General features: G+C 41.4%; 15 protein-coding genes. 13 read left to right on the forward strand and 2 right to left on the reverse strand.

Features of this window, described 5'->3' with window-relative positions; translation table 11 throughout:
- The 12 genes from GXZ17_RS05640 (at window position 1) to GXZ17_RS05695 (ending at window position 14,483) form a co-directional block, all read left to right on the forward strand.
- Window positions 1-1,254, forward strand: a complete 1,254-nt coding sequence (locus GXZ17_RS05640; RefSeq protein ID WP_409376313.1) for a glucose-1-phosphate adenylyltransferase family protein — start codon at window positions 1-3, stop codon at window positions 1,252-1,254.
- Window positions 1,255-1,275: 21 nt separating this feature from the next.
- Window positions 1,276-1,533 carry a hypothetical protein gene (locus GXZ17_RS05645; RefSeq protein WP_409376314.1) on the forward strand — a complete coding sequence of 86 codons (258 nt, stop codon included), beginning with the start codon at window positions 1,276-1,278 and terminating at the stop codon, window positions 1,531-1,533.
- Window positions 1,533-2,465: a peptidylprolyl isomerase gene (locus GXZ17_RS05650; protein WP_409376315.1), complete on the forward strand. Its 933-nt coding sequence runs from the start codon at window positions 1,533-1,535 to the stop codon at window positions 2,463-2,465. Before GXZ17_RS05645 ends, GXZ17_RS05650 begins: the two co-directional genes overlap by 1 nt.
- The gene (locus GXZ17_RS05655; protein ID WP_409376316.1) at window positions 2,462-3,838 is read left to right on the forward strand and encodes a TldD/PmbA family protein; all 1,377 of its coding nucleotides are present in this window, start codon (window positions 2,462-2,464) and stop codon (window positions 3,836-3,838) included. The genes GXZ17_RS05650 and GXZ17_RS05655 overlap by 4 nt, the downstream gene beginning before the upstream one ends.
- The gene (locus tag GXZ17_RS05660; RefSeq protein ID WP_409376317.1) at window positions 3,831-5,135 is read left to right on the forward strand and encodes a TldD/PmbA family protein; all 1,305 of its coding nucleotides are present in this window, start codon (window positions 3,831-3,833) and stop codon (window positions 5,133-5,135) included. The genes GXZ17_RS05655 and GXZ17_RS05660 overlap by 8 nt, the downstream gene beginning before the upstream one ends.
- Before the next feature lie 48 nt (window positions 5,136-5,183).
- Window positions 5,184-8,342: an isoleucine--tRNA ligase gene (ileS, locus tag GXZ17_RS05665; RefSeq protein WP_409376318.1), complete on the forward strand. Its 3,159-nt coding sequence runs from the start codon at window positions 5,184-5,186 to the stop codon at window positions 8,340-8,342.
- On the forward strand, window positions 8,342-9,496 hold the full coding sequence (locus GXZ17_RS05670) for a LysM peptidoglycan-binding domain-containing protein (protein ID WP_409376319.1): 1,155 nt from the start codon (window positions 8,342-8,344) through the stop codon (window positions 9,494-9,496). Before ileS ends, GXZ17_RS05670 begins: the two co-directional genes overlap by 1 nt.
- A 1-nt stretch (window position 9,497) precedes the next feature.
- Window positions 9,498-10,052, forward strand: coding sequence for an HDIG domain-containing metalloprotein (locus tag GXZ17_RS05675; protein ID WP_409376320.1), 555 nt, complete (start codon window positions 9,498-9,500; stop codon window positions 10,050-10,052).
- Window positions 10,053-10,145: 93 nt separating this feature from the next.
- Window positions 10,146-10,580 (forward strand): Hsp20/alpha crystallin family protein, encoded by a 435-nt coding sequence (locus tag GXZ17_RS05680; RefSeq protein WP_409376321.1) that lies wholly within the window; start codon window positions 10,146-10,148, stop codon window positions 10,578-10,580.
- A 55-nt stretch (window positions 10,581-10,635) separates the two neighbouring features.
- The gene (locus tag GXZ17_RS05685; protein ID WP_409376322.1) at window positions 10,636-11,682 is read left to right on the forward strand and encodes a DnaJ C-terminal domain-containing protein; all 1,047 of its coding nucleotides are present in this window, start codon (window positions 10,636-10,638) and stop codon (window positions 11,680-11,682) included.
- A 9-nt stretch (window positions 11,683-11,691) separates the two neighbouring features.
- On the forward strand, window positions 11,692-12,030 hold the full coding sequence (locus GXZ17_RS05690; protein ID WP_409376323.1) for a MerR family transcriptional regulator: 339 nt from the start codon (window positions 11,692-11,694) through the stop codon (window positions 12,028-12,030).
- A gap of 14 nt (window positions 12,031-12,044) precedes the next feature.
- Window positions 12,045-14,483 carry an ATP-dependent Clp protease ATP-binding subunit gene (locus tag GXZ17_RS05695; protein WP_409376324.1) on the forward strand — a complete coding sequence of 813 codons (2,439 nt, stop codon included), beginning with the start codon at window positions 12,045-12,047 and terminating at the stop codon, window positions 14,481-14,483.
- On the opposite strand, the gene GXZ17_RS05700 is transcribed toward GXZ17_RS05695, so the two are convergent.
- Window positions 14,473-14,733, reverse strand: coding sequence for a hypothetical protein (locus GXZ17_RS05700; protein WP_409376325.1), 261 nt, complete (start codon window positions 14,731-14,733; stop codon window positions 14,473-14,475). The genes GXZ17_RS05695 and GXZ17_RS05700 overlap by 11 nt on opposite strands.
- 21 nt (window positions 14,734-14,754) lie before the next feature.
- Window positions 14,755-14,916, reverse strand: a complete 162-nt coding sequence (locus GXZ17_RS05705; protein ID WP_409376326.1) for a hypothetical protein — start codon at window positions 14,914-14,916, stop codon at window positions 14,755-14,757.
- A 257-nt stretch (window positions 14,917-15,173) separates the two neighbouring features.
- Between GXZ17_RS05705 and GXZ17_RS05710 the strand changes: the two genes are divergently transcribed.
- Window positions 15,174-17,612, forward strand: a 2,439-nt coding sequence (locus tag GXZ17_RS05710; protein WP_409376327.1) for a type I restriction-modification system subunit M, incomplete at its 3' end; no start/stop codon positions are given.

Consider the following 17,612-nt stretch of genomic DNA (forward strand, 5'->3'; position numbering starts at 1 on the left):
TTGTCTATTAAATATGCTATGATTCTGGCAGGTGGAAAAGGAGATCGCTTGAGTGTTCTTTCAGTGGAAAGGGCAAAAGCGGCTGTTCCTTTCGGAGGATGTTACCGTCTTATTGACTTTCCTCTCAGTAACTGTGTAAATTCGGGTATCTATGATGTTGGTGTCCTTACTCAATATCAGCCTCGTTCTCTTATTGAACATATCGGGGTGGGACGCCCCTGGGATCTGGACCGGAAGAAAGGAGGGATAGAGTTTTTGCAACCCTACTTGAGTAGAACAGCCAAGGGTTGGTATCGAGGAACAGCAGATGCCATCTATCAAAACCTCAATATCTTAAGTCGCAAGAAGATAGCTCATCTTTTAGTTCTTTCTGGTGACCACGCTTATCTGATGGACTATAACCCTTTGTATTCTTATCACTTAGAAAGAGATGCTGATGTGACCCTGGTGGCTACCCGGGTAGATAAAAAGGATGCTCCCCGTTTTGGTATCATGGAAGTAGACGGAGACAACTGGATTACCGGATTTGAAGAAAAACCTTTTTCTCCTCGCACTGATATTGCTTTTATGGGTATATACGTTTTTCGGATGGAATTTTTAGTAGAAAAATTGATAAGCAATGCTCGGGAGGGAAAGTTTGACCTGGTTCGTAATATCATAGTCGAAAATGTAGGGAAAGCTAAAATGCAAGCCTATTTCTACAATGACCCCTGGTTTGATGCAGGAACAGTTAGAGCATACTGGGAAGCTAATATGCATCTTTTAGAGCCCCTACCTGCTTTTAATCTTTATAATCCTGACTGGATGGTTTTTACCAATCGGGGTCACTATCCTCCTACCCACACTCTGGAAAAAGCAGATATATCGTCCAGTATAATTGGAGAAGGGGCGGTAATTAAGGGGAAAGTGGTTAATTCTGTGATTTTCCCCGGGGTAATACTGGAAGAAGGAACAGAAGTAGTAGATTCAATTATTTTCAATAATACAGTAGCAAAAGAAGGGGCTAAAATAAATTTAAGTATTTTAGATAAAAATATAGTGGTAGGACAAGAAGCCATTATTGGCTATGGAGATGATTTTACCCCCAATGAGGCTCGTCCTGAGCTTTTAGATTGGGGAGTTAATTTAGTGGGGAAGGGGAGTGAAATCCCTCCTCGTGTTATTATACACCGTAATTGTCTTATAGGTATAGGGATAAAAGAAGAGCGTTTCGGTGAGAGAAAAGAGCTTAAAAGTGGCGAGGTCCTGATCTGAGGTAGACGGGAGGTAGAGAAATTGCTTCTGGGTATTTTGTTAATCGTGGTGGTTCTGTATGGACTTTTGCTTTTCTGGGTGCTTAATGAAAGGTTGAAGGATCTGGATTATTTAGTTAGTAAAGTACAAGAAAGTTTGAAAGAGGTAGACGATAAGTTAGTTCTTTTATTGAGCTTTAAAAGTGAGGAGGAAGAAAAGAAAAAGAACGATGTTTTAGAAGAAACTTTTTCCCTTCATGCTTTGCAGGGAGAAGCCAAAAAGAAAGGAGACAAATCTTGATGAAGAAGCGAGCAATTCTTTGGTCAGTGGTTTTAGTTCTGGTTTTGAGTTTAGGGTGGGGGGCATTAGCTCAGGAAACTCAGGAAGTTCAGGAAACTCAGGAAGTTCAGGAAGAAAGTAGCGAAAAAACCGTAGTGGCTGAGGTAAACGGGGAACCTATTTATCTTGAGGATTTACAGGAAATCTGGGATGCGCTTCCAGAAGTTTATCGAGTCCAGTTTCCAGGGGGCATTAAGGATCTTTTAGAGCAGTTAATTAGAGAAACTTTATTAGCTCAACAAGCTAAAAAGCTGGGTTTAGAAGATGATCCGGTTATTCAAAAACGATTAGAGGATATCAAGCGGCAGCTTTTAGTCCAGGAGTTGATTAAAAGAGAGATAATAGACAAAGTGCAGGTAACCGATGAAGAAATCGAAAAAGAGTATACTTCTAACCCTTCTCTTTATACTGAACCGGAGCAAGTTAAGGCTAAACACATTATGACCTCTACTGAGGAGAAAGCGCAGGAGGTTTTGCAGGAATTACAATCTGGCAGGCCGTTTGAAGAAGTAGCGATGGAAAAGTCAGAATCTCCCGATGCTCGGCAGGGAGGAGAAATGGGTTATCTGAAAAGAGGAGACCTGGACCCTGATTTAGAAAAAGTTCTTTTCGACCTTGCTCCAGGCAAATTTAGTGATATTGTGGAAACCAGCTATGGTTTTCATATTTTTCTGGTAGAAGAGCACATTGACCCTCGTCTTAAGGAGGTAGATGAGGTAAAAGGAGAAATATCTAACCGCCTTCTTCCTCAAAAACAACAAGAGGCTTTTGAAAAGTTAATTGAAGAGCTAAAAAGCCAGGCAGAAATCGCAATAATAGAAGAAAACCTTCCTAAGGAAACAACTCCTCAGTCAGAAATTCCTGGAGAGACAGGTGGAGAAAGCCAGCCATGATGGAAGTTCTGGAGGAGCTGATTCGCCTTCCCCGGAAGGGGGAGTATATGGAAATCCGCTTGGAAAATATTTTTTCTACCACTATCCGAGTTCAGAATGGGGTAGTGGAGAGGATAAGAGTGGGGACGGATGAGGGAGGTTACATCCGCCTCCTTGCTCCTCGAGGTAGCTGGTGGTTTGAAAGTTTTCAGCGATGGGATGACTTGAAAGATAAGGTAGAAAAAGCTATAGCTGGTGCTTCTCTCTTGCCTAAAAGCAACATTGAAGTGGTAAGAAGAGCGCCAGTTCGGGATGAACACAAGGTTACTCTTCCCGATGACTTCCGTTTTAAATCCCTTGAAGATAAAACCTCTCTTCTTCTCTTGTATGATCAGGTTTTGAGAGAAACTTCTCCTTTTTTGGTAAGTTCTTTAGTAGAATACCGGGATGAATTTCGGCAGATTTATTTAGCTAACTCCGATGGTTCTTTAATTTATCTGGAAGAGCCTGACATAAGCGTGAGTTTTGTGGCTACGGCAAGAAAGGAAGATAACATAGAGATATACAGGAATGGAGTAGCGGGCAAAGCAGGATTTGAGCTGGTTAAAAATCAGGAAACCCTGGCTCAGGAGGTAGGACAAAGAGCTGTTCTTCTTTTGGAAGCTCCTTCTTTCTCGGGAGGAGTGTATGATGTGATTTTAGATCCAGTTCTTGCCGGGGTTTTTATTCACGAGGCATTTGGACATCTTAGTGAATCTGATACTCTTTATCGCAATGAAGAGCTGAAAAGAATAATGGCTAAAGGCAAAAGAGTATCCTCGTCAGTGTTGAACGTTTTTGATGATGGAAGCCTGGATAATTTGCGAGGATCTTCTCCTTATGATGATGAGGGTATACCTACAGGCAGAACCTATCTTATTAAAGATGGTCACCTGGATGGGAGACTCCATTCCCGTGAAACCGCTTTTCTCATGCACGAAGAGGTAACCGGTAATGCCCGGACCATTAACTATCGTTTTCCTCCCATAGTACGGATGACCAATACGGCTATAGAAGCAGGGGAAGCTTCTCGGGAGGATTTATTTTCTGATATAGAACGAGGGCTGTATGCGGTAGAGTATATTGGAGGGAATACTGCTCTCGAGCTATTTACTTTTTCTGCTGCTTATGGTTACTTGATTGAAAAGGGTAAAATAAAGGAGTTAGTTAAAGATGTGGTATTGAGTGGAAATTTATTTCAAACTCTGGATAAAATAGATGCAGTTGCTGATGATTTTCGCTGGACAGAAGTGGGGGGATGTGGGAAAGGTGGACAGATAGGACTTCCTACTCCTACAGGAAGTCCGCACATACGGTTGAGAGAAGTTCTGGTGGGAGGTAGCCATAATGATTGAAGTAGCGAGCTTGCTTAAAAAAGAGGGTATACCTGGTGATTTATTTACTCACCGAATCTTCAGCCAGGAAGTAAACTATGAAGCTAATTCCTTTCAAGGATACAAAAAGGAAGAGAGAGAAGGTTATGGCCTGCGAGCAATTAATCCGGAGGGGAAATTAGGATTTTACGCTTTTAATCGTCTTTTGAATCCTCAAGAGGCTGTAGAGAAAGCTTTAGAAGTTAGCCAGTTAGGGGACAGGGTAGATTTTTCTATTCCTACTTATCCATCTACCTGGGAATGGGAAGATTTTGTTGACCCCCGGGTGGAAAATTTAGATGCTCAAGAGATGATAGAGCTGGGAGATTATATTCTTTCCCGAATAAGGAAAGAGTGTCCCCAGGCTCTGGTAGATGTAGTTATCAGTGCTGGGAGGGAAGAAAAGTCTCTTTTGAATCATCATGAAGAAGAATTGAAGTTTGCCCGAACATTTTTTGGAGTAGGGGTAAGTGCCAATCAGACCAGGGAAGGGGATATTTTAGAAGTTTATGCGGAAAGAAGCTGGGGCAGCCGGGATATTGATGTAGAAGGTTTAGTGCAGGAGATAGTTTCCAAGCTGGAGTTCTCTCAAAGAGTGGCTGATTTAAACAGTGGGAAGTACCCGGTAGTTTTCACTCCTTCTGGTAGTCTGGTTTTACTTATTGCTCTCTTTTATGGATTAAATGGTAAAAATTGGGTATTTGGAAGGTCGCCTCTGGAGGACAAAGAAGGGAAAGTAATATTTTCCTCTCTTTTTTCTTTAGAAGAAATACAAGAGCCCTGGGCTCTGGGCTCCTGTCCTTTTGATGATGAAGGAATCATGACCAGGGCTCAGAAATATCTAATTAACAAGGGAAAGGTGGAAAGCGCTTTCTGGGATTTATGGAGCGCAGCAAAGAAGGGAATTAAACCCACGGGAAACGGTTTTCGCGGTTCCTACCGGGATTTACCCGAACCGGGATTTTCCTCTCTCCGGGTTAAGAATGGTTTGCGGGATAGTAGCACTTTAATAGGAGAGCTGGAAGAAGGTTTGATAGTGGATAGTGTTTTAGGTCTGGGACAGAGCAATGTTGCCTCAGGTTATTTCTCCTGTAATGTCCACCTGGGTTTTTACGTTAAAGGAGGAGAAATTCAGGGGCGGGTGAAAGATGTGATGATCAGTGGAAATACTTATCAGGCTCTTTTTAACCTTAAAGAAATTTCTCGGGATAGTCGCTGGATAGGGGGTAGAATTTTGCTTCCCTACCTTTTAGTAGAGCCAATAGAAGTCAACAAGTAGTTATCAAGTAGTAAAAGTCTATCGAGAAAAGTAGGAAGGTGAGGATTAATGTTTAAAGCTCTGGGCAAGCTTTCTTGTTTGGCCCAAAAAGAAGAAGAAATTTTAGAATTCTGGAAAAACAGAGATATATTTAAAAAGAGCCTAAAACAAAGAGAGGGCTCACCCCGTTTTACTTTCTACGAAGGTCCTCCTACTACTAATGGTTATCCTCATGCCGGCCATGTAATCGGTCGCAGCATTAAGGATTTGATTCCTCGTTATCGGACTATGTGCGGTTATTATGCTCCTCGCCGAGCAGGCTGGGATACCCATGGTCTTCCGGTAGAGCTAGAAGTAGAAAAAGAATTAGGAATTTCGGGAAAACCGGATATTGAGCGCTATGGAGTGGATAAATTTAATGAAAAGTGCAAAGAAAGTGTTTTTAAGTATATTAAAGAATGGGAAAAGCTAACCGAGAGATTGGGTATCTGGATGGATTTGGAGCACCCCTACATTACCTGTAGCAATGAATACATTGAGACTTTGTGGTGGGTGTTAAAAGAACTCTGGGAGAGGGAATTACTATATGAAGGGCATAAGGTCTTGCCTTACTGTGCTCGTTGTGGGACTTCTCTTTCCAGCCATGAAGTAGCTCTGGGCTACCAGGAAACGGAAGACCCTTCGCTTTATGTTAAGTTTGCCCTTCGGGATAGAGAAAAAACTTATTTTCTGGTGTGGACTACCACCCCCTGGACTCTGGCAGCCAACGTGGCTCTCGCAGTAGGTAAGAATATTAATTACCTGGAAGTGGTCAATGAGGAAAACGGTGAACATTATATCCTTAGCGAAGATAGCTTTTATCGCCTACTGGGAGAAGATACCCATTATAAAGTAATCAGAAAATATCGGGGAGAGGAATTAGTAGGAATAAAATACGAACCCCTGCTGGATTTCGTAGTGGCAGAGAAAGGATATGAAGTTTTTTCTGCCGATTTTGTCACCACGGAAGAAGGTACTGGAGTAGTCCATATTGCTCCTGCTTTTGGTGAAGATGACCTGCAGTTAGCTCAGCAAGAAGATCTTCCCCTCTTGCAACCAGTAAGACGAGATGGAAAATATGGAGAGGAAATTATTCCCTGGCAAGGAATGTGGGTAAAGGACGCTGACCCTTTGATTATTGATTATTTAGAAGAAAAGGGGAAGTTATTTAAAAAGGAAACTTACCGGCATTCTTATCCTTTTTGCTGGAGGTGTGATACTCCTTTACTCTACTACGCTAAGGAAAGCTGGTTTATTAGAACTACTTCTTTTCGAGATGCATTGTTAGAAAATAACCAAAAAATTAACTGGTATCCTTCTCACATTAAAGAGGGGAGATTTGGAGATTTCTTATCCAACGTAGTGGATTGGGCTCTATCTCGAGAGAGATACTGGGGAACACCTCTCAATATCTGGCAATGCAAAAATTGCAATTTTAAAGAAGCTATTGGTTCCATAGAAGAGTTAAAGAACAGATCACGAGAAAAAATAGAAGAAATCGAATTGCATCGCCCCTACGTGGATAGAATTACTCTTTCTTGCCCTCAATGTGGAGGAGTTATGGAAAGAGTGCCAGAAGTAGTTGACTGCTGGTTTGATTCTGGAGCAATGTTTGTAGCGCAACTTCACTTTCCTTTTGAGAATGAAGAAGAATTTCAACAAAGTTTTCCTGCTGACTTTATCTGTGAGGCCATAGACCAGACCCGGGGATGGTTTTATAGTCTTCATGTTTTAGCTACTGCTCTTTTTAATAGTCCGGCGTATCGCAATTGTTTGGTTACCGAGCTGGGGCTGGATGAGAAAGGGCAAAAAATGAGCAAACACGTGGGAAATGTGGTTGACCCCTGGGATTTGATTCAGGACTATGGAGCTGATGCGTTGCGCTGGTATGTTTTTTCTGTTTCTCCTCCCTGGGTGCCCAAGAGATTCGGAAAAGAGGCGATAAGAGGAGTTCTCAGTAAATTTTTTGATACCTTATGGAATGTAACTAACTTCTTTATTCTTTACGCTAATATTGATGGTTTTGAGCCACCAACTTCTTCTTTTTTGCCTCTGGAAAAAAGAAGTGTTTTTGATCGGTGGATTATATCTCGCTTGCAAGAACTGATAAAGGAAGTTCGAGATTCATTAGACCACTATGAAGTCTCTCGAGCGAGTAAAGCTATAGAAGATTTTGTAATAGAAGATTTAAGCAATTGGTACATCAGGCGCTCTCGTCGCCGTTTCTGGAAAGCGGAAAAAGACGAAGATAAAGTCAGCGCTTATCACACTCTTTATCAAGTTCTTACCAGTTTAACCCGACTTTTAGCTCCTTTTATTCCTGCTACTGCTGAGTTACTCTACCAAACTCTGGAAGCTGATGCTCGGGGAAAAAGAGAAAGCGTTCATCTGGAGGACTATCCTCTACCAGAGGAAGAAAGCATAGATAGGGAGTTACTATTGGCTATGGAGGTAGCAAGGAAGCTTACCAATTTAGGTCGTTCGGTTCGTAATAAAGTGAATATCAAACTGAGACAGCCTCTCAGAAAAGCGATTATGGTAGTTCCCCAGGAGAAAGAAAGAGAACGGGCCCTTCCTTTTACCTCTATTATTCAAGAAGAATTAAATGTTAAAGAGATAGAATGGATTTCTCATCTTCCTGAAGAGGTTACTGTTTCTCTGAAACCTCGTTTTTCCATTTTAGGTCCTCGATATGGTCAAAAAGTAAAGGAAATAGCCCGGTTATTAAAAAATTTGGAAGAAGACAAAAGTCGACAATTCTGGGAAATGGGAGAGGTGTCTTTACTTTTAGAAGGAGAAGAGGTTATACTAAAGCGAGAAGAAGTAGAGTTAGAGTTGCAAGCTCGAGAAGGTCTTGCGGTAGAAAGTGAAGGAGAATACGCGGTTATTTTAGATACTTTCTTAGACCAGGAGCTCCAGGAGGAAGGGATGGTAAGGGATTTAATACATGCCATCCAAATCTGGCGCAAAGAAGCCGGCTTGGAAGTAGAAGACCGAATTGAATTAGAAGTCAGAGAAGGAACTGACCCGGAATGGATAGATTTAATAGAAAAATATAGTTCCTTGATTCAAGACGAGGTTTTAGCTTCTTCTCTTTCTTTATGTGGTGATGGAGAAAGAGAAATAATTAGCAAAGAATGGGAGCTAAACGGAAAAAAATTAGTACTGGCTTTAAGGAGGAGATTGTAATGGGGTTAAAAAGAAAGCTTCTTTTCCTTTTTCTGTTTTTAATCAACACCTGGATTTTTCCTGCCTGGGCAAGTAGTTACCACGTAGTAGAACAAGGAGACACTCTCTGGGCCATATCTCGCCGTTACCAGATACCTATCGAAAAACTTTTGAAGCTTAATAACCTTACGGAAAAATCTACCCTTCGGATAGGACAGAAAATTAAATTAGAAGAAGGAACTGAAGAGGCAATTTACCAGATTAAGGCGGGAGACACTCTCTGGGGGATATCACGTCAGTTTAACATTCCCCTTTCTTCTCTTCTTGCAGCTAATGGTCTCTCGGAGAAATCTGTCCTTCGAGTAGGACAGAAAATTATTTTGCCCTCTTCATCTTCTTCGAGAAAAGAAACCACCACCACTACTGTTACCTCCTCTAATGTTACCCACACGGTGGAAAAGGGAGAATCCTTGTGGTTGATATCCCGCCTTTATGGGGTGGATATGGACTCCATTATGAAAGCCAATAATCTCACTCCTGATAGCATTCTCTCCATTGGTATGAAACTTACTATTCCCCAGGTTCGTGTTGCTTCTTCTGCTTCTTCTTCTCCTCCAGCGAAAAAAGAAAGCTATGAAGTTTATCGGATACAGTCGGGAGACACGTTATGGGGAATATCCCGTCGTTATAAAGTTTCCCTGCAGGATTTAATGAAAGTCAACAATCTTAATGAGAAAAGCACTTTGCAAATAGGGCAAAGTATTCGCATACCTTCTCACCTTCCTCAAAATTATGAAAAGGCCAGTAGTTCTTTCCTCTGGCCTGTTTCTGGTCGAGTTTCTTCTTCTTTTGGTATGCGGGGAGGAAGGCTTCACTCCGGGATTGACATTTTAGCTCCTTCAGGTACGCTGATTAAAGCTTCTCGCAGTGGTGTAGTTTCTTTTAGCGGGTGGATGAATGGATATGGTAGAGTAGTAATAGTTGACCATCAAGATGGCTGGCAAACTTTGTATGCTCATAATTCAGTTAATCTGGTTAATAAAGGACAAAAAGTAAACCAGGGAGACGCTGTTGCTCGAGTGGGGATGACGGGAAACGCTACTACCTATCATGTTCACTTTGAAGTGAGGAAAAATGGTAAATGTCTTAATCCTTCGGATTATTTGAGCAAGTAAAATGGAAAGAGAAGAAGCCTGGGTTTTACTGAAAGAACACTTGAAAAACCATAATCTTTTGAAACACAGTATAGCTTGTGAGGTCGTTATGCAGTTTTTAGCCCGTCGTCTGGGAGAAGACGAAAAAGAGTGGGCTTTGGCCGGACTTTTGCATGATATAGATTATGAAAAAACTAAAGATGAACCCGCAGAGCACGGGAGGTGGGGAGCCGAAATACTCAAAGAAGCAGGTCTTCCTGAAGAAGTAATCAGAACAGTTCAGGCTCATAACCCCGAAGCCACTGGTATTAGGCCTGAGTCTCCTATGGAGAGAGCTCTTTATGCTGTAGATCCGGTAAGTGGTTTTATCGTAGCCTGTGCCCTCATACATCCGGAAAAGAAGCTGGAGAGTTTAGACCTTTCTTTTCTTCTTAATCGTTTTTCGGAAAAAAGTTTTGCTCGAGGGGCTAACAGAGAAGCAATGAAAAGCATAGAAAGTTTAGGTCTCTCTCTGGAGGAGTTTTTGGAAATCGCTCTTTCTGCCATGCAGACTAAAAAAGAGGAACTGGGCTTATGATTTTCGGTGGTGTTTGACTATTCTTGACAAAATTATGGGCTTCTTTTATAATTGCTTTGCAAGGTCAAGAAAGGTCAAAGGAGGTAAGATAAAATGGCTATTAATCGTTGGGATCCTTTTCGGGATTTAGTTGAACTGCAGGAGGAAATTAACCGTGTTTTAGGGAGTTCTTTTCCTCGTAGGGGGAAAGAAACTACCGTGGGAAGCTGGCTTCCTCCTGTAGATGTGAAAGAAGAAGAGGAGGAGTTTGTGCTGTTCGTTGACTTACCCGGGATAGATGAAAAAGAAGTGGATATTACCGTGGTAGGAGACCAGCTAACCATTAAAGGGGAGAGAAAGGCACCGGAAGAAGGGGAGAAATTTTTGCGACAGGAGCGAATTTTTGGCCCATTCAACCGTTCTTTTCTCCTCCGGGTACCTGTAGAAGTGGACAAAGTATCAGCCACTTATAAAAATGGAGTTTTAGAGATCCATTTACCTAAATCTTCTGCTGCTAGACCAAGGAAAGTAAACGTTCAGGTAGAGTAAAAGAGGTGAAATAGTTCTGGGGGTGGAAAACTCCCACCCCCAGAGGTGATGAAAATTGGAATTCAAAGATTACTATAAAATTTTGGGAGTTTCTCGAGAAGCTGATGAAAAAGAGATAAAAAAAGCCTATCGACGTCTGGCTCGTCAGTATCATCCAGATCTCAATCCTGGCAACAAAGAGGCGGAACAAAAATTTAAAGAGATCAATGAAGCCTATGAAGTATTGAGCGATCCGGAAAAAAGGAAAAGATATGATGAGTTAGGATCGGCCTGGAGTAGTTATGGAAGACAGAATACTGACGAGTTCTGGAATGATTTTTATAGAAGATATGGGGGAGGGCCCACTTATACCACTTTTGAGGAAGAATTTGAAGTTGGAGATTTCAGCGATTTCTTTAAGACTATATTCGGTGATTTATTAGGAGGAACTCGTCGAGCCTCCCGGGAACGGAGCTCCCGTTTTTATACTCAAGACGAAGGAGTAAGAAGGGAAGCACCTTCTGAAGTACAGAGTGAGGTAGAGGTTTCTTTTGAGGAAAGTTTTAAAGGAACAGACCGAATTATACAAGTAGAATATGAAGAAATATGCCCCAGTTGTGGAGGAACGGGTGGAAATAGTGAGGGGAAACTATGTCGGAGGTGTGGAGGAAGGGGGGTAGAAAAGAAATCTCGGAAGGTAAATGTTACCATTCCCCCTGGAGTAAGTGATGGTACGAAGTTGAGAATTCCCCAGATACTGGGAGGAAGAGACCTGTACTTGAGAGTCCGGGTAAAACCCCATCCCTTTTTCCGTCGGGAAGGGGATAATGTCATTTTAGAACTGCCAATTACTATTTACGAAGCGACTTTAGGTACAGAGGTGGAAGTCCCCACTTTAGAAGGTAAGGTCAAAATGAAAATTCCTCCTGAAACTCAAAATGGGACTACCTTCCGCCTGCGAGGATTAGGCTTTCCCCGGACTAAAGGAGAGGGAAGAGGAGACCAGCTGGTGAAAGTTAAAGTGGTAGTGCCTCGAGGTTTAACCGACAAAGAAAAGAAATTATTGGAGGAATTATCTTCCCTGCGCAAGGAGAATCCTCGTCAGCATTTGGTGAGAACTTAAGGTGATGATATGGAAGAAGAGAAAAAACCCGATCAATACCTGTTTATTAGAGAGGTGGCAAGCATAACTCAATTGCATCCTCAAACCTTGCGTAATTATGAAAAATGGGGGTTAGTCAAACCCCGTCGTAGCGAGGGTAATGTTCGGCTTTATAGTTTGGAAGACGTGGAGAAAATCAAAAAAATAAAGGTTTTTACCCAAGATTTAGGAATAAACCTGGCAGGAGTAGAAGTGATTTTTAAGCTCACTGAGCAGATAGAAGAGTTGCAGAAAGAAAGAGACGACATAAAGAAACAATTAGAAGAAAAAAATAAAAAAATTGATACTGAACCTCCAGTTAAAGAGTGAAGGAGGAAGATAAAATGAGGTTTGAACAATTTACTGAAAAAGCTAAAGAAGTTATCTCTTTAGCTCAAGATATATTATTGGAACACCATCATAATCAGCTGGACGTAGAGCATATTCTTTTAGCTCTCTTAAAGCAAAAAGAGGGATTAGCTGGCCAGATTCTGGAAAGATGTAAAGTTGATCCCCAGATTGTAGCTCAAGAGGTCGAAGAAGCTTTGCAGCGTTTTCCTCAGGTTTATTACCAGGGAGGGGGGGAGATACAAATCTATATTACTCCTCGAGCAAAATCAGTTTTAGATAACGCTGAGGAAGAAGCCAAAAGGCTGAAAGATTCTTATGTGGGAGTAGAACATCTCCTGATAGCTGTGGCTCGAGAGGAAAGCGGGCCGAGCAGCCGTATTCTTAAATCCCATGGGTTAGATGTAGAGAAAATTTATCGAGCTTTACAGGAAATAAGGGGGAGGAGAAGAGTGGATGACCCTTATGCTGAAGAAAGATATATGGCCTTAGAAAAATACGGTAGAGACTTAACTCAGTTAGCCCGGGAGGGGAAGTTAGACCCGGTTATTGGTAGAGACGAAGAAATTAAAAGAGTGATTCAGATTTTAAGCCGTCGTACTAAAAATAATCCAGTTTTAATTGGTGACCCGGGAGTAGGTAAAACTGCTGTTGTAGAAGGACTGGCTCAGAAAATCGTTAAGGGGGAAGTCCCGGAAAGCTTGAAAGGCAAAAAGCTAATTGCTCTGGATATGGGAGCACTGTTGGCCGGTGCAAAGTTCCGAGGAGAATTTGAGGAGAGATTGAAGGCGGTTCTGGAGGAAGTCCAGAAGTCGGAAGGAAAAATCATTCTTTTCATCGATGAGCTTCATACCGTAGTGGGGGCAGGGGCAGCGGAAGGAGCCATTGATGCTGCTAACATTTTAAAACCTGCTTTAGCTCGAGGAGAATTGCGCTGTATTGGAGCCACCACTCTGGATGAGTATCGAAAATACATTGAAAAAGACCCGGCCTTAGAGCGCCGCTTCCAGCCGGTATATGTGGGAGAGCCATCTACAGAAGAGACCAAAGAGATACTAAAAGGATTGCGTGACAAATACGAAGCTCATCACCGGGTGAAAATCAGTGATGAGGCTATAGAAGCTGCTTCTGAGCTATCCAGTAAATATATTACTGAACGATTTTTACCCGATAAAGCCATAGATTTGATGGATGAAGCGGCCAGTAAAAAGAGAATAGAAATAGAGAGTATCCCTTCGGAAATAAAAATCTTAGAAGACGAACTGCAAAAATTGGCTAAAGAAGGCATGGCAGCAGTGCAGGCCCAGGAGTATGAAAAGGCTGCTGCTCTGCGAGATGAGGCAGAAGAGCTACAGAAGAGATATCAAGAAGAAAAAGAACGATGGATGAGGGAGCGAGAGCTCAGTGAAATAGTGAGCGAAAAGGACATCGCTGAGGTGGTATCTGCCTGGACGGGTATACCTATGGCTAAATTGGTGGAAGAGGAAAAAGAGAGATTGCTACGCATGGAAGAAGAGTTGCACAAAAGAGTAGTGGGACAGGATGAAGCAGTTATAGCGGTAGCAGAAGCTATTCGTCGCTCCAGGGCAGGTATTGCTGAAGGAAGAAGGCCTATGGGTTCTTTCCTCTTTCTTGGCCCTACCGGGGTGGGCAAAACCGAGTTAGCTAAATCTTTGGCTGATTTTCTGTTTGGTGATGAGAATGCCATTTTACGTATTGATATGTCTGAATATATGGAAAAACATTCTGTCTCCCGCTTGATTGGTGCTCCTCCGGGATATGTGGGCTATGAAGAGGGAGGGCAACTAACCGAAGTAGTAAGAAGAAGGCCTTATCAGGTAATTCTCTTTGATGAGATAGAAAAAGCCCATCCTGATGTTTTTAATATCTTGCTGCAGGTACTGGACGATGGAAGACTAACTGATGGCCAGGGAAGAACGGTGGATTTTACAAATACAGTTATCATTATGACTTCTAATTTAGGAAGTGCTTACTTCCGGGGGATAGATCCGGAAAAAGATAAAGAGGCTTTGCGCCGGGCTAAAGAGAAAGTTTTAGAAGAAGTGCGAAACCATTTTAAACCGGAATTTTTGAACAGGATTGATGAAATAATCGTATTTGATCCATTAGGTAGAGAAGAAATAAAGAAAATCGTGGATTTGATGATAAATCGTTTGCGAAATCGACTTCAAGCTCAAGGAATGGATATAGTCCTTACCCCGGAGGTAAAAGATTATCTGGCTCAAGCAGGTTATGACCCTGACTATGGGGCTCGACCTCTTCGCCGTCTGATTCAACGGGAGATAGAAAGCCCTCTTTCTGGAGAGTTGATTCGGGGTACTTTCCAGCCTGGCGACGTTATAGAGGTTTATTTAGAAGATGGAGAAATAAAATTTCGCCGCAAGGAGAGAATAGAGGAAGAAGTTAAGCTATAAGTGCTATTAAAAGCATGAACATTGGGGGAGAAAAATCTCCCCCAATGTTCATGCTTTTTTCCGCTACTAAAAGGAGCTCCTTATCCACCACCATGGAGAACTCCTCTCTTATCGCAAGAGGATAGAGAATTATAAAGGAGAAAGAATCCCCCCTTATTAATCCCTTTTTGTTCGTCACCCCAGCAACTTTCGAGTCGTTTTTAGCCTGCCCCTGAATGGTTCTATCAGGGGTCCACAGTTTTAAAAGCATTTGGATGCCTGATAAAAGATTTCAGGCATGACGAGAGAGGTGGATTCCCGATAAAAAATCTCGGGAATGAGGGCGGGATGGATTACCGATAAAAATCTTGGGAATAGCAGAGTTATTCCTCTCTTTCCCCTTCTCGAGAAGAAGAGGAAAATTCTCCCATAAAATACTTTTTTTCATCCTCATTCCCTTATTCCTCCCCCAAGAGATAGGAGAGAACCATCAGAGGAGTTTATATTTTATCCCTCTCCAGAGTCCTCAAGTTAAAAGGTTACCTTTACAGGGAGAGTTTTTTATAGGAGAATACTCTAAAAGAGTGGTTTTTTGATAAAAACCTGAAGTCCTGAAGAGGAAGCATTACAAAAGTTAAGATATAAACTAAACCGGGTTGGGCGAAATAGCCAAATCTGCTTTAAAAGGATTGAAAGTTTAAGGATGACGCTATGAATAACGGAAGAATAACCTTAAGACAGCTAGAAACTCATCTTTTCCAGGCTGCTGACATTCTCCGGGGCAAGATGGATGCCTCTGAATATAAAGAATATATTTTTGGTATGCTGTTTTTAAAACGTGTTTCAGACGTATTTGAGGTAAAAAGGCAAGAATTGAAGGAAAAATATAATAAATCCCTGGAGCTTTCCAAGGAACAGATTGATGAGCTCTTAGAAGACCCTGATTCCTACGGAGATACTTTCTTTGTTCCCGAAAGAGCCAGATGGAAAAATATTCTTAACTTAAAAGAAGATGTTGGTAATCAGTTAAATAAGGCGTTGGCAGCGATAGAAGATGGAAATCCAGAGCTCGATGGCGTTTTAAGGCATATTGATTTTAATGCGGTTAAGGGGAAAACTCGCCTCAAAGATCAGCAACTCGTTGACCTCATACATCACTTCAATAAATACAGGCTTACGAATGATGATTTTGAGTTTCCAGATTTGCTTGGTGTTGCTTATGAGTACCTTCTTAAACAATTTGCTGATTCGGCAGGGAAAAAGGGAGGAGAATTTTACACCCCTCCTCATGTCAAAAAATTAATGGTGAGAATCGTTAAACCTCAGGAAGGTATGACGATTTATGACCCTACGGTTGGCTCAGGCGGTTTTCTTATCGAGTCCAGGCAATATGTTGAAGAGCAAGGGAAGAACGCTCAAAATTTAGGCCTCTATGGGCAGGAGCTTAACGGACTGACCTGGTCAATATGTAAGATGAATATGATTCTTCATGACATTCTAGATGCACACATAGAAAACGAAGATACTTTAACCAACCCTCAATTCCAGGAGAATGGATACATAAAGCGTTTTGATAGGATTTTGGCCAATCCTCCCTTTTCTCAGAATTATAGTCGGGCAAATATGCAGTTTCCAGAAAGATTCAAATACGGTTTTACCCCGGAGACAGGTAAAAAAGGCGACTTGATGTTTTTACAGCATATGATTGCCAGTCTGAAAGATAATGGAATTATGGCAACCGTGATGCCTCACGGGGTGTTATTTAGAGGAGGACAGGAGAAGATTATAAGGGAGGGAATTGTGAGAGATGATTTAGTTGAAGCCATTATAGGTTTGCCTCCCAAGCTCTTCTATAATGTAGGTATTCCTGCCTGCATAATTGTCATCAACAAAAATAAACCGGAATATTTAAAAAGTAAAATTCTGTTCATTAATGCAGATAGAGAATATGGAGAGGGAAGAAATCAAAATTATTTGCGACCGGAAGATATGGAAAAGATTGTGACAGTATTTGATAAGAAGCTGGAGATTTCAAAATATTCAAGGCTCGTAGATATTGGAGAAATTGAAGAAAACGATTTTAATTTGAATATCAGAAGATACGTAGATAACTCCCCCGATCCTGAAATTGAGGATGTCCATGCTCACCTCTTATCCGGTGTTCCAAAAAGGGAAGTCGAGCTCTACAGGGAAGAATTTCTAAAGTTTGGTCTTTCTCTCTATCTTCTCTTGAAGGAAAAAAACGAAAAATATCTGGAGTTTAGAGAGGATATTGCAGAGAAGAGTAGAATCAAAGAAATTATTGAAAGTGCTGATACTATAAAAGACACAGCCTTAAAGCATAGAAAAGAATTACAGGAATGGTGGAATGAAGTAAAAACTGAAATTGAGGGGTTTCACAGAGATAACGATTTGTGGGGATTCAGAAATAGAGCGATGCAAAGGCTGAAAGAGAGGCTTTTGCCTCTGGGTTCTTTTGATGAGTTTAAAATATCTGGCATATTTGTGAACTGGTGGGAAGAGCTAAGGTATGACTTTAAAACTGTAGAATCTTTGGGCTGGAGCAAAAATCTTATCGAAGACGAAAGAATTAAAGAGAAGTTTTTTGAAGCTGAGATAGAAGAAATCAAGAGACTGGAGGGCAAAATAGCGGAACTGGAAGGAGAATTAAATGACCTCTTAGAAGGGATTGAAGACTGGGATGAGGAAGAGCAAGGTGATAAAACAGCAAATAAGGTTAAGGAGTATCTGGGAGAAGTCACAAAAGACCTGAAAGCGAGCCAGAGCGAGTCAGCAGTAAAAGAAGCTGCAAAATGGCAAAGACTAACTTTAGAAATTGAGGATAAAGAGAGAGAACTAAAGAAGTTAAGAAAAAAATTAAAGGATAAAGAACAGGGACTCGAAGAGAAAACAAAAAGGAAAAGGGAGTCGTTAAGTGAAGAAGAGGTCAAAGAACTTCTTCTGGATAAGTTTTATAACCTCATTAATGAGCAACTCACGAGATACTTAAATACTGAGAAAAAAGAAATCATAAAGATTTTTGAAAACCTATGGGATAAATATAAAGTGTCCCTTCTGGAGCTAAATGAGGAAAGAAACAGAGAAGTTAAAAAGCTGAATGAATTTCTGGAAAATCTGGGATACTATAGG

Origin of the sequence: Candidatus Sordicultor fermentans, from assembly GCF_012728195.1 — a bacterium.
Classification (GTDB): Bacteria; Atribacterota; Atribacteria; order Atribacterales; family Caldatribacteriaceae; genus Sordicultor; species Sordicultor fermentans.